At 63.9% G+C, this 18,331-nt stretch carries 15 protein-coding genes and 1 pseudogene; 8 read left to right on the forward strand and 8 right to left on the reverse strand.

What is annotated here, in order from left to right; genetic code table 11:
* From AB4097_RS02060 to AB4097_RS02090, 7 genes and pseudogenes are all read left to right on the forward strand, one after another.
* A pseudogene (locus AB4097_RS02060) lies at positions 1–132 on the forward strand (IS5/IS1182 family transposase); the annotation flags it as partial.
* Positions 133–192: 60 nt separating this feature from the next.
* Entirely contained in the window at positions 193–1,956 is a 1,764-nt protein-coding gene (locus AB4097_RS02065; protein ID WP_442036766.1) for an ABC transporter ATP-binding protein, read from the forward strand.
* Positions 1,950–2,690 (forward strand): energy-coupling factor transporter transmembrane component T family protein, encoded by a 741-nt coding sequence (locus AB4097_RS02070; protein ID WP_442036768.1) that lies wholly within the window; start codon positions 1,950–1,952, stop codon positions 2,688–2,690. The genes AB4097_RS02065 and AB4097_RS02070 overlap by 7 nt, the downstream gene beginning before the upstream one ends.
* Positions 2,691–2,825: 135 nt before the next feature.
* Complete coding sequence (gene pepT, locus AB4097_RS02075; protein WP_442036770.1) at positions 2,826–4,061, forward strand: peptidase T; 1,236 nt, start codon at positions 2,826–2,828, stop codon at positions 4,059–4,061.
* A 390-nt stretch (positions 4,062–4,451) separates the two neighbouring features.
* Positions 4,452–5,825 (forward strand): MBOAT family O-acyltransferase, encoded by a 1,374-nt coding sequence (locus AB4097_RS02080; RefSeq protein ID WP_442036772.1) that lies wholly within the window; start codon positions 4,452–4,454, stop codon positions 5,823–5,825.
* 15 nt (positions 5,826–5,840) lie between these two features.
* Positions 5,841–6,863, forward strand: coding sequence for a hypothetical protein (locus AB4097_RS02085; RefSeq protein ID WP_442036774.1), 1,023 nt, complete (start codon positions 5,841–5,843; stop codon positions 6,861–6,863).
* 117 nt (positions 6,864–6,980) lie between these two features.
* Positions 6,981–7,538, forward strand: a complete 558-nt coding sequence (locus AB4097_RS02090; RefSeq protein WP_442036776.1) for a hypothetical protein — start codon at positions 6,981–6,983, stop codon at positions 7,536–7,538.
* 90 nt (positions 7,539–7,628) lie between these two features.
* Here the strand turns inward: AB4097_RS02090 and AB4097_RS02095 are convergent, their stop codons facing one another.
* Positions 7,629–7,895 carry a hypothetical protein gene (locus tag AB4097_RS02095; protein ID WP_442036778.1) on the reverse strand — a complete coding sequence of 89 codons (267 nt, stop codon included), beginning with the start codon at positions 7,893–7,895 and terminating at the stop codon, positions 7,629–7,631.
* 362 nt (positions 7,896–8,257) lie between these two features.
* On the opposite strand from AB4097_RS02095, the gene AB4097_RS02100 reads away from it, so the two are divergent.
* Positions 8,258–10,798 carry an arylsulfatase gene (locus tag AB4097_RS02100; RefSeq protein ID WP_442036780.1) on the forward strand — a complete coding sequence of 847 codons (2,541 nt, stop codon included), beginning with the start codon at positions 8,258–8,260 and terminating at the stop codon, positions 10,796–10,798.
* Between the two features lie 58 nt (positions 10,799–10,856).
* Here AB4097_RS02100 and AB4097_RS02105 read toward each other — a convergent pair whose 3' ends face one another.
* The 7 genes from AB4097_RS02105 to AB4097_RS02135 form a co-directional block, all read right to left on the reverse strand.
* Entirely contained in the window at positions 10,857–11,180 is a 324-nt protein-coding gene (locus tag AB4097_RS02105) for a hypothetical protein (RefSeq protein WP_442036782.1), read from the reverse strand.
* Between the two features lie 197 nt (positions 11,181–11,377).
* Positions 11,378–12,094: an SURF1 family protein gene (locus tag AB4097_RS02110; protein ID WP_442036784.1), complete on the reverse strand. Its 717-nt coding sequence runs from the start codon at positions 12,092–12,094 to the stop codon at positions 11,378–11,380.
* Between the two features lie 35 nt (positions 12,095–12,129).
* A complete protein-coding gene (cyoD, locus tag AB4097_RS02115; protein WP_442036786.1) occupies positions 12,130–12,540 on the reverse strand; it encodes a cytochrome o ubiquinol oxidase subunit IV in 411 nt (136 codons plus the stop codon).
* Positions 12,537–13,163 (reverse strand): cytochrome o ubiquinol oxidase subunit III, encoded by a 627-nt coding sequence (gene cyoC, locus AB4097_RS02120; protein ID WP_442036788.1) that lies wholly within the window; start codon positions 13,161–13,163, stop codon positions 12,537–12,539. The genes cyoD and cyoC overlap by 4 nt, the downstream gene beginning before the upstream one ends.
* 4 nt (positions 13,164–13,167) lie before the next feature.
* A complete protein-coding gene (gene cyoB, locus AB4097_RS02125) occupies positions 13,168–15,171 on the reverse strand; it encodes a cytochrome o ubiquinol oxidase subunit I (RefSeq protein WP_442036790.1) in 2,004 nt (667 codons plus the stop codon).
* A 17-nt stretch (positions 15,172–15,188) separates the two neighbouring features.
* Positions 15,189–16,439 (reverse strand): ubiquinol oxidase subunit II, encoded by a 1,251-nt coding sequence (cyoA, locus tag AB4097_RS02130; protein ID WP_442036792.1) that lies wholly within the window; start codon positions 16,437–16,439, stop codon positions 15,189–15,191.
* A 3-nt stretch (positions 16,440–16,442) separates the two neighbouring features.
* Entirely contained in the window at positions 16,443–17,786 is a 1,344-nt protein-coding gene (locus AB4097_RS02135; RefSeq protein WP_442036794.1) for an MFS transporter, read from the reverse strand.
* Positions 17,787–18,331 lie beyond the last annotated feature (545 nt).

The following is an 18,331-nucleotide window of genomic DNA, read 5'->3' on the forward strand; positions in this document are numbered from 1 at the left end:
CGGCATAAGGTTGAGAACATGTTCGCCAAGCTCAAGGACTGGCGCCGGATCGCCACCCGCTACGACCGCTGCGCCCACACCTTCTTCTCAGCCATTTGCATCGCGGCTGCCGTCGCCTTCTACCTCAATTAACGAGTCCTGAGCCTAGAGCATCGGACCCAAAAGTGGATTCCACTTTTGGGATCTGATCCGATGCTCAATCCTTCAAGCGGCGCATCGTCCGACGCGGAAAACCGGATCCACTTTTCGCTAGCGCGGCCCACTGGGTCCGCACGATGCGACGAACCTGTCGCGGAATGGCGTGGGGTCGACGTCGTCTATCCCTTCGCCAAGCGCCCCGCTGTCGGGCCCGTGGATCTCTCGATCCGCCAGGGCGAGCGCGTCCTTCTGCTCGGGCCCTCCGGCTCCGGCAAATCCACGCTGCTGCTGACGCTGACAGGGCTGATCCCCGACGGCATCCCGGCGGAGGTGGGCGGAGAGGTCCGTCTGTTCGGCCAGGATGTCGGCACACGCAAGCCGTGGGCCTGGGCCTCTCAGGTGGCGCAGTATTTCCAGGACGCCGACCAGACGCTCTGCGGCATGCGGGTCGAAGACGAACTCGCCTTCGCGCTCGAAAACCGCGCCGTGCCGCCGGAGCGCATCGCGCAAGCGGTTACGGAGATCATGCGAAAAACCGGCGTGCCGGAGGAGTGGCGCCGCCGCCGCTCGACGCAGCTCTCCGGCGGTGAGCGCCAGCTCGTCGCATTGGCGGCAACTCTAGTCCAGGATGCGCCGTTCTTCGTCGCCGACGAGCCGACCGCGCATCTTGCGCCGGAAGCGGCCCGCCGCCTGCATGATCTGCTGACGCTCGACGAGCATGGACGTGCCATTCTCATCGTCGATCACAGGCTCGACGGGCTGATCGCAGCCATCGACCGGATGGTCGTGCTCGGTCGCGACGGCACGATCGTCGCCGAGGGTGAACCGCGCAGGATCTTCCGCGAGAAGTATGCGCTGCTGCAATCGCACGGCGTCTGGTGTCCCGCATCGGGCGCGCTCGATGCGGAGCTGTTGCGGGCTGGTGTTGCGGCGCCCTTGGCGCCGCTGGCCGTCGAAGAAGCGCTGGCGCATCTCGATCCTGCGAACGCACCGAGCCATCGCATCGAGAAGGCACGTTCTGCCGTGGAGGCTTTCGTCGCATCCGCCAAGACAGCCATTTTCGTGCGCGACACTCCCACGCTCGTGCAGTTGTCGCAGGCCGATTGCGCGCCGTTCCTGAGCTCCACCGTGCTGCGCGGCGTCGATCTCGCCATCCGCGAGGGCGAGATTCTCGGCGTGCTGGGTCGGAACGGTGCCGGTAAATCCACGTTGGGGCTCAGCCTCGCGGGCCTCTTGCCTTTGAAGAAGGGTGCGCGCAACGGCCCCCCGGGCGGCTATGCCTTCCAGAGTCCCGAGAGCCAGTTCACCGCCGGCACCGTGCGCGAGGAACTACTCACCGCATGGCCGAAGCGCATGAATGCGGAGGAGAAGGAAGCCCGCACGGATGCCGCGCTCGAAGCGTGGAGCTTGGCGCATCTGGCGGCAAACCATCCGTTCGAGCTGTCGCAGGGCCAGAAGCGCAAGCTCGCCTTGGCGTCGCTCACGCTCTCCGACCGCTGGCCCCTCCTCGTGCTCGACGAGCCGATGGCCGGGCTCGATTCCCATGGGGCGACGCTTATCACGCAGGAGATCCTCGCGCTGCATGGGAAAGGCCGCACGATCGCGCTGATCACGCACGACATGGATTTCGCGTTGAAACTCTGCCCCCGTTCCATCGTGGTGGGGGAGGGCGGCATCCTGGCGGATGGCCCTACGGAGGAGCTGATGAACGATGCGGCTCTTCTCGCGCGGGCAGGCCTTGACGAGCCCGCATGTCTTGCGGCGATGCGGTGGTTGAAGGCCGTCGCTCCAATGTCGGAACAGAGCGCCGCATGCTGAAAGCGCTCAATCCGCTCTCGAAGCTTTTCGTCTGCTGCGTCTGGCTCGTCGCCTCCGTGCTGATCTTCGACCCACGCTTCCAGCTCGCCGCGACCCTCGTGCCGGCGCTCGCCCTGATCACCGGCAATCGCACCTCGCCGCTGGTGCTCCTGGGTCTGATGATCCCCTTTGCCCTGTTCGGCTTCGGCTTTCTCGCCACCAGCATGCTATTTCGCCAGGAGAGCGATTTCGCATTGCGCATGGCTGGCGAAGCGCTTCTTGCTTCGCCTGCGTTCTCGGCCGGTATCACCCTGTTCCTGCGCGCGCTCGCCTGCGGCATGATCTCGGTGTTCTTCGCGCTGACCACTGATCCCGGCCTTTTCGTGCGCTCCCTGATGCGGCACGCGGGGCTCCCGCCGCGCATCGGCTATTCCCTGTTCGCCGCGATGCAGCTCGTGCCCGATCTCGCCGGCGAAGCGCAGCAGATGCGTCTCGCCCGTGCCATGAAGTCCGGACGCCGCTCGCGGCGCATTCCGAGCCTTTTCGAGCTGATGAGCCTCGTGATCCCGCTGCTCGCCTTCGCCATCCGCCGCGCCGGCCGCACGGCGATCGCCATGGAGGCGAGGGGGCTCAGCCCCGATGCGCCGCGCACGATCATGAACGCACCCGACTTTCACGGGCGCGATGGTGTCTTCATCGCCGTCGCGTTCGCGATACTGGGCCTGTGCAGCACCGTGACGGTCATGGGCCCGTAGAGGGTTCTCTGGTGGAGAGAGAAGGGCAGGGTCCGGTTCCTGAACCTGAGAAGAAAGTTTCCCGAACCCCATTCACGACAGGGATCGGCCCCGCTACAACTCCGTTGCATATCCTCGCAATCCGGATCGAGAACAATGGCCGCCAGCGTTACAGACCGTTTCCTCCGCTACGTCGTCATCGACACCCAGTCCGACGCCAAGTCCCAGAGCCAGCCCTCCACCGAGAAGCAGAAGAACCTCGGGCGCCTGCTGGTCGAGGAACTGCTCGAGATCGGCGTTTCCGACGCGCATCTCGACGAACACGGCTACGTTTACGCGACCATTCCGTCGAATACGCAGAAGAACAATGTGCCGGTCATCTGCATCACGGCTCACATGGACACGGCACCGGATTTCTCCGGCACGAACGTGAAGCCGCAGGTGGTCAGGAACTACCAGGGCGGCGACATCCGCCTGCCGGGCGATCCGAACCAGGTCATCCGTGTCGCCGACCATCCCGTCCTGAAGGACCTGATCGGCCACGATATAGTCACGTCGGACGGCACGACGCTGCTTGGCGCCGACGACAAGGCCGGCATCGCCGAGATCGTGGCGGCGGCCGAATTCCTGATCAACAATCCGGACGTCAAGCACGGCACGATCCGCATCCTCTTCACCACGGACGAGGAGATCGGCCGCGGCGTCGACAAGGTGGACCTAAAGAAGCTCGGCGCCGATTTCGGCTACACCATGGACGGGGAGACTGCGGGCACCATCGAGGACGAGACCTTCTCGGCCGATGCCGTGGAGATCGCCGTCAAGGGCGTGGCGATCCATCCAGGCTTCGCCTACGGCAAGATGGAGAACGCCATCCGGATCGCGGGCGACATCGTCGCGCGCCTGCCGAAGGACATGGCGCCCGAGACCACGAAGGGCCGCGACGGCTTCATCCACCCGACGGGCATCTCCGGCGTGATGGAGAAAGCCAACTTGAGCTTCATCATCCGCGACTTCACGGAAGACGGTCTCAAGACCAAGGAAGCGCTGCTGGAAGACATCACCAGAGAGGTGATGAAATTCTATCCGGGCTCCAGCTACACCTTCACGGTCAAGGAGCAGTACCGCAACATGAAGGTCGTGCTCGACAGGAACCCGAAGATCGTCGAGAACGCCGTCGAGGCGATCCGCCGGGCCGGCATGGATCCGGTGCGCGGCAGCATCCGCGGCGGCACGGACGGCTCGCGTCTCTCCTTCATGGGCCTGCCCTGTCCCAACATCTTCGCCGGTGGCCACGCCTTCCACTCCCCGCTGGAATTCGTCAGCAGCCAGGACATGGAAAAGGCCGTGAAGACCATCGTCGAACTCGCCAAGGTCTGGGAGGAGCGCGCTTGACGCGCTTACGCTTCTCTATTCCTAGCGTGATGTGGAAGGGCGTCTTGCCAGCAAGGCGCCCTTTAATATGAGAACGGCAGAGAGGCGAGTTGCTAAGCAGCTCTTGGTGAAGTTCTCAGAGATAAAGGGTGCGATCTATTATCTCAGCTCAGGTCGAGTTCCCTCTGTGCTGCCCTCACATGCTTGACAGTCTGAAGGTGGACAATCTAGAAGATACTATTAATATTGTTACATTGTATGCTGATTTTTTATATGAGATTTGAGGCTTGGGTCGACGTCGAAAACTTGACGACCCATTGTATTCTCGCGGAGAACCACAGAAGATTCGGAGCGGGTTTCTGACGCCGTTGGCCTCCGTATCGCTCAACCCGTGGGATGTTGCGGTCAACGATGCTTTTCAATTCCTTCGCGTTCCTGCTCGTATTCCTACCCGCCGCCTTGGTGATGCACTGGCTGGTCGAGCGCTTCCGGCCGCAATGGCGGTTGCCGCTGCTGCTCGTCCTGTCATTCGTGTTCTACGGATATTGGGATTGGCGCTTCGCGCCGCTGCTTGCCGCTTCGATCCTGGTGAACTGGCTCGTCGCGCAGGCCTTCCTGCGAACGCGGCAGGGTGTCCTGATCATTCTGGCGTTGATCGCGAACCTCCTCGTTCTCGGCATCTTCAAGTATTTCAACTTCTTCGCCGACCTGACAAACCTCCTTTCCACGTTCACAATCCCGAAATGGGACATCGCGCTGCCGTTGGGCATCTCGTTCTTCACGTTCCACCATGTCATGTACCTGGTCGATCTGAAGGCCGGGCGCGCGCCTCGCTTTGGCCTCGTGCGCTATGGTCTCTACATCGCCTTCTTCCCCCAGGTGCTCGCCGGTCCGCTCGTCCGCTGGAGCGAGATCATGCACCAGTTCGACGAGCGGCCCTACAAGCGCCCCGACGCAGCGGAGCGCTTCGGGCGCGGGTTCATGCTGCTCATTCTCGGCCTCGCGAAAAAGGTCTTCGTCAGCGATCCCCTGGCCGAATACGTGAATCCAGTCTTCGCCAAGGCGGCAACCGGCGCCGCGATCCCCACCATCGATGCATGGCAGGCGACGCTCGGCTTCACGTTCCAGATCTATTTCGACTTCTCGGGCTATACGGACATGGCGCTGGGCATGGCGCTCATGCTTGGAATCGTCCTGCCGCAGAACTTCGACAAACCCTATGCCTCGACGTCGCTCCAGGATTTCTGGCGTCGCTGGCACATGACCCTGTCGCGTTTCCTGCGCGATTATCTCTACATCCCCCTCGGCGGCAGCCGGAACGGGCTCGGCGTTCAGATCGGTGCCCTGTTCGCCACCATGGCGCTCGGAGGGCTCTGGCACGGGGCCGGGCTCACCTTCATCGCCTGGGGCGTCGCGCATGGTCTCGGCCTCGGCGCAGGCGTCCTCTGGCGCCGGGCCGGGCTTCGCATGCCGGCCATCGCAGGCTGGGTGCTGACAATGCTGTTCGTCATGTTCACGTGGGTCCTGTTCCGAGCGACGAGTTTCGATGCCGCATTGCGGATCTATGAAGGCATGCTCGGGCTCACGACACACGGCGGGACGTTCAAGTGGCGCGCCATCGCCCTCGCGGCCGCCGTGGCATGCCTGGGGCCGACTGCATGGACGGCGGTCCAACTCGTTCCGCCCCGGCGCTGGATCGCTGTCGGCTTCGCTGTTGTTCTGGTGGGAGTCCTGCTCACGATCGGGGATTCCGCGAATTATGAATTCATCTATTTCCAGTTCTGACGGGCAGCGCATCCGATGACGGCAGACAATCAGAACCAGGCTTGGAAGCGCTTCGCCACATGGGCGGTGTTCTCGTCCGTTGCTTTGGTTCTGACACTCGTGGGTGCGATGTACCTGATCGATCCCTACGACACGGGACGCTCGCCGTTCTCCCGCGAGCCGGACCTGCGGGGGCAGAGGGAACTCAATGCGACGGCAAGCGTAGGACGCAACCCGCGATACCAAGCGATGGTGATCGGGAATTCGACGATCTCCCAAATCTCACCGTCGCGGCTGACGGAGCTGACCGGGATGCCGTTCGGCCAGTTGGCCGTGCCCGGTGCGCAGATTCCCGAACAGATGGCGGTCCTCGAGTGGTTCATGAAGCATCATGACGGCACGGCGAAAGCTCTCGTGATGGCGCTCAGCCGGGATGTCTGGTGCGACTCCGATCCGACGCAACCCGGCAACAACTCCTTTCCGTTCTGGCGCATCGGCGATTCGACGGCCGAGTATCTGGCCGGCCTGATCAGCATGAGCAGCGCGAAGCAGGCTGGCCGACGCCTGGGCATTCTTCCGGCTTCAAGAGCCAAGTCCGGGCCAGACGGATACTGGGATTACGAGCCTCTCTACGCGACGCTTTTCACGGATGAGCCCCGCCGTCGCGAACTCCTGTTCAAGCGTATGAACGATCGGCACGCTTTGGGCGAGCCGTCGTTTCCGGGTGTCCGCGTTCTGGGCGAAAGGCTTGCGGCTTTGCCGGCCGATCTCCCGATCGTTCTCGTGGTCCCGCCGGTGTTCACGGCGAGGCAACCGCAGGCTGGAACGCCGAGACATCGCGCCGAGCAGGCCTGCAGGCAGCGTCTGATCGAACTCGCAGCGGGGCGGCCGAATACGGCCTTGGTCGATTGGTGGGATGATCGCCCGGAGCTGAAGAAGACCGACGCATTCATCGATCAGATTCATTATCGCCACCCGATCGCCCGAACCATGGAGCAGGACATTGCGGCGGCGTTGCTCGACATCAGGAAGCGCGCAGGCTCTTTAACCCTTCGCTAACCATAAAAACGAGAAGCGGCACTTGCCGCATGCGATGACCGGGATCCTGGGTTAGGTTGGAGGAGTTCCCAGGACAAGCCGTTCATTTCGCACGATACCGCGCGGGCACGATCCATTATGTTGCGTTTCCTCCTTCTTCTCACCCTCGTCACCATTTTCGTTCATCTGTACGGCCCGATCCTCTTCCGCCGGGCTCCGCTGCTGAGCAAACTGAAACGCATCCCGATCCAGACGGCGGTGTTCGCGGTTCTGGTGCTTGCGATCATCAACGGGTTTCGTGGCGAGCCGCAGGACACCGAGCAGCAAGCTTCCGCGACGAAGCAGGTTCCCGAGGTGGAAACCACCGCTGCCATCACGCCGCCCGTCGTGCTCGAACCCTTGCAGCCGAAGGAAGCCGCCGTGGCCTGCGTCGAGCAGGCCCTGAGCGAAGCGCGCGCCACGGAGGATCTCGTCGGCCAGACCTGGCTGTCGTCGGTCGAAGGCTTTCTCGAATTGGCGCCCGGAGAAGTGACGGTTCAATTCGCCGTCGGACCGCGCGTCGGTCCGGCGAAAGGACCGCAATGCCGGTCCGAGGCACGCCTCACTTGCGCCGTCGCCGGCCGGGACGTGAAGCCGGTCACGCCCGTCCACATGACGGGAGCACAGATCGCCTGCGGGTCTGAAGGCAACCTTTGACGATGCTTTTTCTCTTGGCTGGCGCATCGTTGGGCGCGGAAAACCGGGTCCACTTTTCGCTGACGCGGCCCTCCGGGTCCGTGCGATGCTCTAGTGAAGCGCCGACATGATGCGCCGGATGGTTGCCTCGAGCAGTTCGATCGTGGATTCTGTCCGATCATCGGCGGAGAGCATCGCCAGAGAGGCATCGCCACGGCTCACCATCGCGGTTTCGAGCACGGCGTAATAGGCGAGATCCCGCGTCCGCCCGCTGGTCTGATCCCTCAGGGAGCTGATGGCTTCGAGGATCCCGAGGGATTCCCCGCTGCCGACGAGATCGCAGGCCTTCCTCAAGACGCCGATGACTGTTGTTTCCATGAGAGGCCCCCCTCCAAGGCCGGTTCGGCCCGGCCGCGTTCCGTTATGATGGCGCCGGTCCAGGTGCGGCCGGGTCCGATGGACAGAATACCATAACGCTTCGGTCCCGAACGACGCGTATTGTCGCGCTAGCCCGGAGCCGCCATCTGTCCGGCGGCGTGCAAAATCACCGCAGCTGAAATCAGGGTTTGCCGCTGCCGATTTCAGGAATATCCCCGATAGCCCGGAAGCCCGGCGCTGGGCGACACTGTCGCAATCGGGGCAGCACGATCTCCACCCCATGAGCCGCCTTGCATGGAGGCACGGCGGCGTCCCGTTCGTGTGGCACAGGCTTGCCGTGCCGGTCTCGGGAGGAGCCCACCATGAAAGCGATCTCCGCAGCCTTTTCCCTCGCCGCCGCCAGCCTTCTGTCCATCTCCGTGGCGCAGGCCCAGCAGGTCACCGGCACACCCGGGGCGCCGGATGCGACCACGACCATCGATGGACGCCAACTCCCTGCGCCGGACCCGCAATTCGGCGGCGTGATCAGGAACGAGGCCTTGCAGTCCACGCCGTGGTGGGCGCCGCGCATCGTGCCGCCGAAAGATGCACCCAACGTCCTGCTGATTATCACCGACGACGCCGGCTTCGGCGTGCCCGGCACCTTCGGCGGGGTCATCCCGACGCCGGCGCTCGACCGGGTCGCCAACGAAGGCCTGCGCTACAACCGCGTGTTCTCCACCGCCCTGTGTTCGCCGACGCGCGCCGCACTCATCACCGGGCGCAACCATCACTCGGCCGGGTTCGGCGTGATCTCCGAGCAGTCCACGGGCTTCCCCGGCTACAACAGCATCATCGCCAAGGACAAGGCCACCATCGGCCGGATCCTGCTCGACAACGGCTATGCCACGTCCTGGTTCGGCAAGGACCACAACACGCCCGCCTTCGCGGCCAGCCAGGCTGGACCGTTCGACCAGTGGCCGACCGGCATGGGCTTCGAGTACTTCTACGGTTTCGTAGGCGGCGATGCCAACCAGTGGCAGCCGAACCTCTTCCGCAACACGACGCAGATCTATCCCTTCGAGGGCAAGCCGGCCGGGAGCTGGAACCTGGTCACCGCGATGGCCGACGATGCCATCGACTACGTCAACCGGATGCATCAGATTCAGCCGTCGAAGCCGATCTTCGTCAAATACGCGCCCGGGGCCACGCACGCCCCGCATCACCCGACGGCGGAGTGGGTGAAGAAGATCAGCGACATGCACCTGTTCGACGAGGGATGGAACAAGCTGCGCGAGCGTATCTTCGAGAACCAGAAGCGGCTCGGGGTCGTTCCTAGCGATACCAGGTTGGCACCTTGGCCCAAGGATGTGCTGAAGGAATGGGATGCGCTCTCGGCCGATGAGAAGAAGCTCTACATTCGCCAGGTCGAAGTCTTCGCCGCCTATGCGGCCTATAACGACCACGAGATCGGACGGGTGATCCAGGCCTTCGACGATATCGGACAACACGACAACACGCTGGTCATCTACATCAACGGCGACAACGGCACCAGTGCCGAGGGCGGGCCGAAGGGAACGCCCAACGAAGTGGCGTTCTTCAACGGCCTGAACGAGTTGCCGGTCGACGTCCAGATGAAGTTCTACGATGTCTGGGGCACCGAGCAGACCTACAATCACATGTCGGCCGGCTGGTCGTGGGCCTTCGACACGCCGTTCTCCTGGTTCAAGCAGAATGCCTCGCAACTCGGCGGCATCAACCAGAACATGGCCGTGTCGTGGCCGGCGCGCATCAAGGACAAGGGAGCCCTCCGCGAGCAGTTCGTCCACGTCATCGACGTGGTGCCGACGATCCTCGAGGCCGCGGGCATCCGCGCGCCGGATGTCGTCGACGGGATCAAGCAGGCGCCGATCGAGGGCACGAGTTTCGCCTACACCTTCGACGCGGCGAACGCCAAGGCGCCATCGCGGCACACGACGCAGTATTTCGAGATGATGGGGCAGTGGGCGCTGTACAACGACGGCTGGCTCCTGAGCACCCAGGTCAACCGCGCCCCGTGGGAGGCCTTCGGCCCGGCCAATCCCGACCCGCTCAACAACCAGGTGCTCCAGCTCTACGACCTGAACACGGATTTCAGCCAGACCACCGACGTGGCGGACAGGAATCCGCAGAAGGTGGAGGAGCTGAAGCGGATGTTCGTCGCCGAGGCGAATAGGTACCAGGTGTTCCCGATGGATGCCTCGGTGGCCGCGCGCATCGCCGCGCCGCGCCCGAACATCACGGCGGGGCGCTCCGAATTTGTCTATACTCGGCCGATGACCGGGTTGCCGCAGGGCGACTCGCCGGTGCTGCTGAACACCTCGTACACGATCACGGCCGACATCGAGGTGCCGCCGGGAGGAGCCGAGGGAATGATCCTGACGTCGGGCGGGCGCTTTGCCGGCTACGGCTTCTACCTGCTCAAGGGCAAGCCGGTGTTCCTGTGGAACTTGGTCGACCTGAAGCGGGTGAAGTGGGAGGGGCCGGAGGCGCTTACGCCTGGCAAGCACACGCTGGAATTCGACTTCAAGTACGATGGCCTGGGCGCCGGCACCCTTGCGTTCAACAGCATGAGCGGGGTCGGCCGTCCCGGTGCCGGCACCCTCAAGGTCGACGGCACGGCGGTGCAGACGATCACGCTGGAACACACGTTGCCGATGATCCTGCAATGGGACGAGTCCTTTGACATCGGCTCGGACACGCTCACCGGCGTGAACGATGCCGATTACACGCCGCCGTTCCCGCTGACCGCCAGGTTGAACAAGCTGACGATCAAGGTGAACCGGCCGGCGCTCTCGCCTGAGGATGTCAAAAAGCTCGAGAGCGCCGAAGCGACTGCGGTGGACGGCACGCCGCTGACGCGCGTTCAGGCCGGGCCTCAATGATAAGGCCGGAAGGGAAGCGGAGCGCCAAAGCCTGCGGCCCTGGCGCTCCAGGGCGGGATCAGCCCTGATGGTTGAAGATGTGGGCGTCCTGGTTGGTGAGCGCGAAAGCGTCGCCGCCGTGGCCGAAGAGGCCGACACCGCCGATGGCGGTCGTCTCCGCCACCTGGGTGATCGGGCTGGCATTGACGTTGATGTCGGGGCCGAAATCGGCCGGGCCACCCCAGGGGAAGTGATAGCTGTCGCCCAGCTGGACGTTCGAGCTGTCGGCGTGCTGGTTCGTCACCGCCGTGGCATCGCCACCATCGCCGAAGAGACCGGGGCCGCCGATGGCCGTGGTGGTGGCGACCTGGGTGATCGGGCTGGCATTCACGTTGATGTTCATGACAAATCCTCTGCAGTTCAAGGGTTGCGTTCCGTACCGCCGGAGATGCGATCTCGGTTGGCGATGATGGGACTTTGAACCATTGTGCGGAGGTGGGCTGTGAAGCGCGTCACAGGGGGCGGAAGATTGAAACTTGTGCGGAGGCGAGCGGTTTTTGTTTCGCAAAAGAAACGAATGAACCGAGGCCCAGCGTCAAATCATGATTCGTGCAGGCTCGCCTGCCGCAATCCGAACCAGCGGGGTCGTAGCAGGTCCAGGTTGACGAAGATCGCTCCCGCTGCGGTCATCAGGGCCAAAGCCACCCAGGTGAGCGCGTAGACGAGGTGGTTGTTCGAAAAGGCGATCACGGTCAGTCCGGGGACGGGCAGGCCGCTCTGACCCGGTGTCCGTTCGGCGTCGATGAAATACGGCGCGACATTGTCGAGACCTTGGGTTGCGGCGATCGCCGCCACGTCGCGGGAGTACCACCGGCCGGACGCGGGATCGTTCGCGCGCAGAAAGCCGCCATGCGGCTCCGAGATGCGCAACAGGCCCACGACCGTGACGGGGCCGGCGCTGTGCGGCTGCCACGAGGCCGGATCGCGCTCGGTCTCAGGAACGAAGCCGCGATTGACGAGAACCGTCGTCCCATCGTCCCGGGCCAAGGGCGTCATGATCCAATACCCACCGCCCAGTTCCGTGACCGCCTGCACGCGCGCGGAGCGATCCACGAGCCATCGGCCCGTCACGCCCACGTGGCGGTACTCGTCCGCGGCCGCCGACACGTCGGCCCATTGTTCCCGACCCGGCGCAGGCGTGGGAGCCGCATGAACGCGGGCGTCCACGCGCGCGATCAGGTCGAGCTTGGTGGCACGGCGATGGACCTGCCAGACCGCGAGCGACGCGAGACCGACCACGAGCAGCAGTGCGATCACGTCGAAAGCGACCAGAGCCGCGATGCGTTTGCCCGTCAGGGCTTTTGCACCGCCTCGTGGGGCGGCATCTGCATCATGTTCTGGTCGAGGTGGTACATGACCCATATCGAGCCAACCAGCGTGACGACGACGAGAATGAGCGTGAACAGCAGGGCCAGGAAGGTCCAGCCGCCCTCGGATTTCGTGTTCATATGCAGGAAGTAGATCATATGAACGACGATCTGCACGGCCGCCAGCGCCATGATCACGATGCCGGTCGTGCGCGTGTCGTCCAGCACGTTGCCCATCACGAGCCAGAACGGAATGGCCGTGAGGATGACCGACAGGACGAAGCCGGTCATGTAGCTTCTGAACGTGCCCTGCGAGCCGTGCGCATCATGCGGTCCATGCGCCTCGCCGTGGCCTTGGGGCCTCCCGGCGAGCCCGTGCTCGACGACGTCGCTCATCGCATGACTCCCATCAGGTAGACGAAGGTGAACACGCCGATCCAGACCACGTCGAGGAAATGCCAGAACATGGACAGACACATGAGCCGGCGCTTGTTTTCCAGCATCAGTCCGCGCATGCGCACCTGGACCATCAGGGTCACGAGCCAGACGATGCCGAACGTGACGTGCAGCCCGTGGGTGCCCACCAGCGCGAAGAACGAGGACAGGAAGGCACTGCGCTGAGGCGTGGCGCCCTCGCGGATCAGATGGGCGAATTCATAAAGCTCGATCGCGAGGAACCCCGCGCCGAGCAGGCCCGTGACCGCGAGCCAGATGAGTGTTGTGCGGGCCTTTTCCTTGTCCATCTCCAGCATGGCGAAGCCGTAGGTGATGGAGGACAGGAGCAGGAGGGTCGTGTTGACCGCGACCAGCCGCAGGTCGAACAGCTCGGCGCCCGACGGGCCGGCCGCGTAGTTGCGGCCGAGCACGCCATAGCAGGCGAACAGGACCGCGAAGATGAGGCTGTCCCCCATCAGGTAGATCCAGAAGCCGAACAACGTGCCCCCATCGCCGTGGGCGTGCTCTTCCTGCTCGTAGAAGACCGGCGCCGTGGCGCCCGGCGGCGGGGTCATTTCATGCATCGGCTCAGGCCCTTCCTGCGAGTTGCGCCATGCGTTGGCTTTCAAGCCGCACGACGTCCTCGGCCGGGATGTAGTAGTCCCGGTTGTAGTTGAAGGTGTGGATGATGGCGGTCGCCAGGAGCGCCACGAAGGACAGGGCGGCCAGCCACCAGATGTACCAGACCAAGGCGAAGCCGAGCACGGTGCTGAGCCCGGCCAGCACCACGCCCGCGCCGGTGTTCCTGGGCATGTGGATCGGCCTGAAGCCTTCCAAGGGGTGATCAGCGCCGCGCCTCTTCATGTCCCACCAGGCATCGAGGTCGTGGACCACGGGCGTGAAGGCGAAATTGTAGGGCGGGGGAGGCGAGGACGTCGCCCATTCGAGCGTGCGCCCGTCCCAGGGATCGCCGGTGAGGTCGCGCAGGCTCTCGCGCCGGATATAGCTGACGACGAGCTGGATCAGGAAGGCCAGGATACCGGCCGCGATGATGAAGACGCCGATGGCCGCCACGGTCAGGAAGGGCTGCACGCTCGGGTCGTCGAAATGCTGCGTCCGGCGCGTCACGCCCATCAGGCCGAGGATGTAGAGCGGCCCGAACACGGTCCAGAATCCGACGAGCCAGCACCAGAACGACGCCTTGCCCCAGAACGGGTCGAGCTTGTAGCCGAACGCCTTGGGGAACCAGTACTGGACGCCCGCCAGCAGCCCGAACACGACGCCGCCGATGATGACATTGTGGAAATGGGCCACGAGGAACAGGCTGTTGTGCACCACGAAGTCGGCGGGTGGCACCGCGAGCAGAACGCCCGTCAGGCCGCCGATCACGAAGGTCGGGATGAAGCCCACCACCCAGATGAACGGCGTCTCGAAGCGGATCTTGCCGCGATACATGGTGAAGAGCCAGTTGAACACCTTCGCGCCCGTCGGGATCGAGATGATCATGCTGGCGATGCCGAAGAAGGCGTTGACGGTGGGACCCGCACCCATGGTGAAGAAGTGGTGCAGCCAGACGAGCCAGGACACGAGGGCGATCACCATCGTGGCGTAGACCATCGACGTGTAGCCGAACAGCCGCTTGCTGCAGAAGGTCGAGGTGACCTCCGAGAAGATGCCGAAGGCGGGCAGGATGAGAACGTAGACCTCCGGATGGCCCCAGATCCAGATGAGGTTCATGTACATCATCGCATTGCCGCCGAAATCGTTCGTGAAGAAATGCGTTCCCACGTAACGGTCGAGGGCGAGGAGCGCCAAGGTCGCGGTCAGGACCGGGAAGATCGTCACGATGATGGCGTTGCTGGCAAGCGTCGTCCAGCAGAAGACGGGCAGCTTCATCATCGTCATGCCCGGAGCGCGCATCTTGACGATGGTGGCGATCAGGTTGATGCCCGACAACGTGGTACCGACGCCCGCGATCTGGAGGCCCCAGATGTAGTAGTCGACCCCGACGCCCGGACTGTATGCCGCCCCCGACAACGGAGCGAAGCCGAGCCATGTGGCGCGCGAGAACTCACCGACGAACAGGGACATCATCGTCAGGACGGCGCCGCCCGCCGTCATCCAGAAGCTGAAATTGTTCAGGAACGGGAAGGCCACGTCGCGCGCACCGATCTGCAGCGGCATGATGTAGTTCATGATGCCGGTCACGAACGGCATGGCCATGAAGAAGATCATGATCATGCCATGGGCGGAAAAGACCTGATCGTAATGGTGCGGAGGCAGGTAGCCCTCGTTCACGCCGACCGAAAGCGCCTTCTGGGTGATCATCATGACCGCGTCGGCGAAGCCGCGCAGCAGCATCACGATAGCCAGGATGACATACATGATGCCGATCTTCTTGTGATCGACGCTCGTGAACCATTCGTGCCACAGGTAGCCCCACTTGCCGTACCACGTGATGGCGGCGAGGAGCGCGATCCCGCCCAGGGCCACGACCGCGAAGGTCACGAGCAGGATGGGCTCGTGATAGGGAATGGCTTCGAGCGAAAGGCGCCCGAAGATGAGTTGCTGGAGATCGACGTTCGAGAACATGAGGATGCTCGTTCCAATCAGTGCTGGTGACCGTCGGCAGGTTGATTGTTCAATTGGGCCGGCGCAGGTCCCCTGTCGGCGCCCGGGACGGCGTTGCCCTGTCCCTGGTCGGGTTGCGTCTGGGGAGCGTTGACGCCGCCGCGGGTCAGGTCCTGGTCCCGCGGCATCATGCCCTGAGGCTGGACGGAGCCCTGAGGCGGTCGGCCGGAAGCCGGGAAGGTCGCCCCGGCCGGCTCGTCGCCGCTTTCCAGCCGGCGGTTGTCGTAGTCCAGGCGCCTGCGGTTTTCCTCGCTGCTCTCGGCCGTGCCACCCGTCCTATCGATATGGCGCATTTCGCTGATGCACATCTGACCCGGTCTGACGCACAGGCCGAGAATGGCGTCGAAGAGACCGCCCTCGACCGACGCGAAATGGCGGACCGGCTCTGCTTCGCTCGGCTTTTCGAGTTCGAGATAAGCCTCCCGGTCGAGGGGCGTCCCTGCTGACTTGACCTTCGCGATCCACTCGTCGAAGCCTTGCCGGCTGAGGCTTTGGAAGCCGAAGTTCATGCGGGAGAAGCCCGACCCGCTGTAGTGCCCCGATAGCCCGGTGAACTCCCCCTCATGGTTTATGACAGCCTGAAGGTTCGTTTGCATGCCCGGCATGGCATAGATCATGCCCGCGAGGGCGGGCACGGACAACGTGTTGAAAACGGAGGACGACGTGATCTTGAAGGAGATCGGCACGTCCACCGGTGCGGCCATCTCGTTCACGCTCGCGACGCCGTAATCGGGGTAGATGAACAGCCATTTCCAGTCGAGCGCGACGACCTCGACGGTCAGGGGCTTCACGTCGGGGGGCACGGGCTTGCCCGGTCCGATCCGCGCGAGCGGACGGTAGGGATCGAGCGTGTGCGTGCTGATCCAAGTCATCGCGCCCAGCGCGATGATAATGAGCAGGGGCACGGTCCAGATGACGACTTCGAGCTGCGTCGAATGGTGAAATTCGGGGTCGTAGGGCGCGTCCGTGTTCGATGCGCGGTAGCGCCACGCGAAGATGAAGGTGAGCGCGATCACGGGCAGGACCACGAGCAGCATCAAGGCGACGGACGCGACGACGAGGTTGCGCTGCTGGACCGCCACGTCACCCGATGGAAACATGACGGTCATGTTGCATCCGGCGAGCAGGCCCGCGGTGGCGAGCAGCGTCAGACCATGGAGGGACTTGCGCTTCAAGGATCCGCTCGGGCGAGATGCGTTCTGACGGGTCGGTCGGATCGGCTTCCGCATGGTTCAAACCTGCCGGATTTCGGAGCGGGACAGGATGAGCGCCAGGAGGGTCGTGACCGCCCCCGACAGCAGGTACAGGCCGACGCAGGCGAGCCCGTAGCGGGCCGACAGGAACAGGACGATCAGCGGCGCGAAGCCGGCGCCGAGCAGCCAGGCGAGGTCGGTTGTGAGGGCCGCGCCCGTATAGCGGTAGCGTCGTTCGAGCTGCGACGTGATCGCGCCGGACGATTGGCCGTAGGACAGGCCGAGCAGCGCGAAACCCGCATTGACGTAGATCGTCTGGCCGATGGCGTTTTCCTCGACGATCAGGGGGGCGATGATGCTGCAGACGGCGAAGATCGCGATGAGGCCGGCCGAGAAGATGAGCAGCCTGCGGCGGCCGATCTGGTCGGCGATGAGGCCAGAGGCCACGACGGCTCCGGCGCAGATGAACGCGCCTGAGCATTGGATCATCAGGAACTCGCCTGCGGAGCGCTGGGTGAACAGGGTGATCCAGCTGATGGGAAACACGGTGACGAGATGGAAGAGGGCGAAGCTGGCCAGCGGGATCAGCGCGCCGACGATGAGAACGCGCCCCTGGGTGCGGATCAGCGGGATGACCGGTGAGGGTTCGAGCCGCCGCTGTTCGAGAAGCCGCGAAAACTCTTCCGTCGCCACGAGCCGCAGCCGCGCGAACACGGCCACGACGTTGATCGTGAACGCGCAGAAGAACGGATAGCGCCAGCCCCAATCCAGGAAATCGGCGTCGGACAGGTTGAGCATGAAGAACGCGAACAGGACGCTGGCGACCATGAAGCCGATCGGAGCGCCGAGTTGCGCGACGGCGGTGTAGAAGCCCCGCCGCTCTGCGGGCGCGTTGAGCGCGAGAAGTGACGCAAGCCCGTCCCAGGCGCCGCCCTGGGCGAGGCCCTGCCCGATGCGCAGGATGGCCAGGAGATAAATCGACCAGGCGCCGATCTGCTCGTAGCGGGGCAGGAAGGACACCGCCATGGTGGAGAAGCCGAGCAGGAAGAGCGCGATGGTGAGCTTGACGCCGCGCCCGTGCCGGCTGTCGATGGCCATGAAGATGACCGTGCCGATCGGCCGGGCGATGAAGGCCAGCGAGAACAGGGCGAAGGAATAGAGCGTCGCCGTCACGGGTTCCGCGAACGGAAAGAACACCTTGGGGAACACCACCACGGACGCGATGGCGAAGACGAAGAAGTCGAAATATTCCGCCGCCCGGCCGATCACGACCCCGATGGCGATCTCGCTCGGCGCGACCCTGTGGTCCGTGGACACGAGGCGCGCGTCGCGCTCCAGAGCCGTGGAGGAAGGCTGCGATCCTTGAACCTGATCCATCGTCATCCGGGCGAACGCCTCCAGCGAGAATAGTTCAGCTCAGTCGGTCAGTCCGGTTCAGTCCCATGTCGGCCTGCGCTTCGGGCTACTCGATCTGAGGCCTTGTTGTCGCAATTCAGGTTAAACTTAGCCAAGTGTTGTAGGGCCGTTGTCCTGTTCAACAACCCGATGGCGGCGAGTATTTGACCTGGAATGGCGCCCTGGATGGCGAGGGGGCTGCGCCAAGTCGCGGCCGCCATCGTCGGGCGATCGGCCCGACCCGGAGGTCGTCCTCCAAGGCGGTCCGCGCTTTGCTCCGGCGTGTCCGGGGTTTCGCGTTCACCTGCATTGGGCGTAGGCATCCCGATGATGGAGCCGCCTCGATCGCTTTCACCAAAAGAGAGGTTTCGTCGAGGAGATCGCGTGACCGTTTCAGGATCAGCTGCGAGAGCCGAAGAACCCGCCCGTTACAGGCGGCATCGATATCCGGGATGTGTCGACCATCGCGGTGCTCCTCGTCTTGTGCAGGCGGGGGCGCACGTCTCTCAGCCACCAGGATCTACGGGTTTTGA

This window comes from Microvirga sp. 2MCAF35 (genome assembly GCF_052115545.1).
Taxonomy (GTDB): Bacteria; Pseudomonadota; Alphaproteobacteria; order Rhizobiales; family Beijerinckiaceae; genus Microvirga.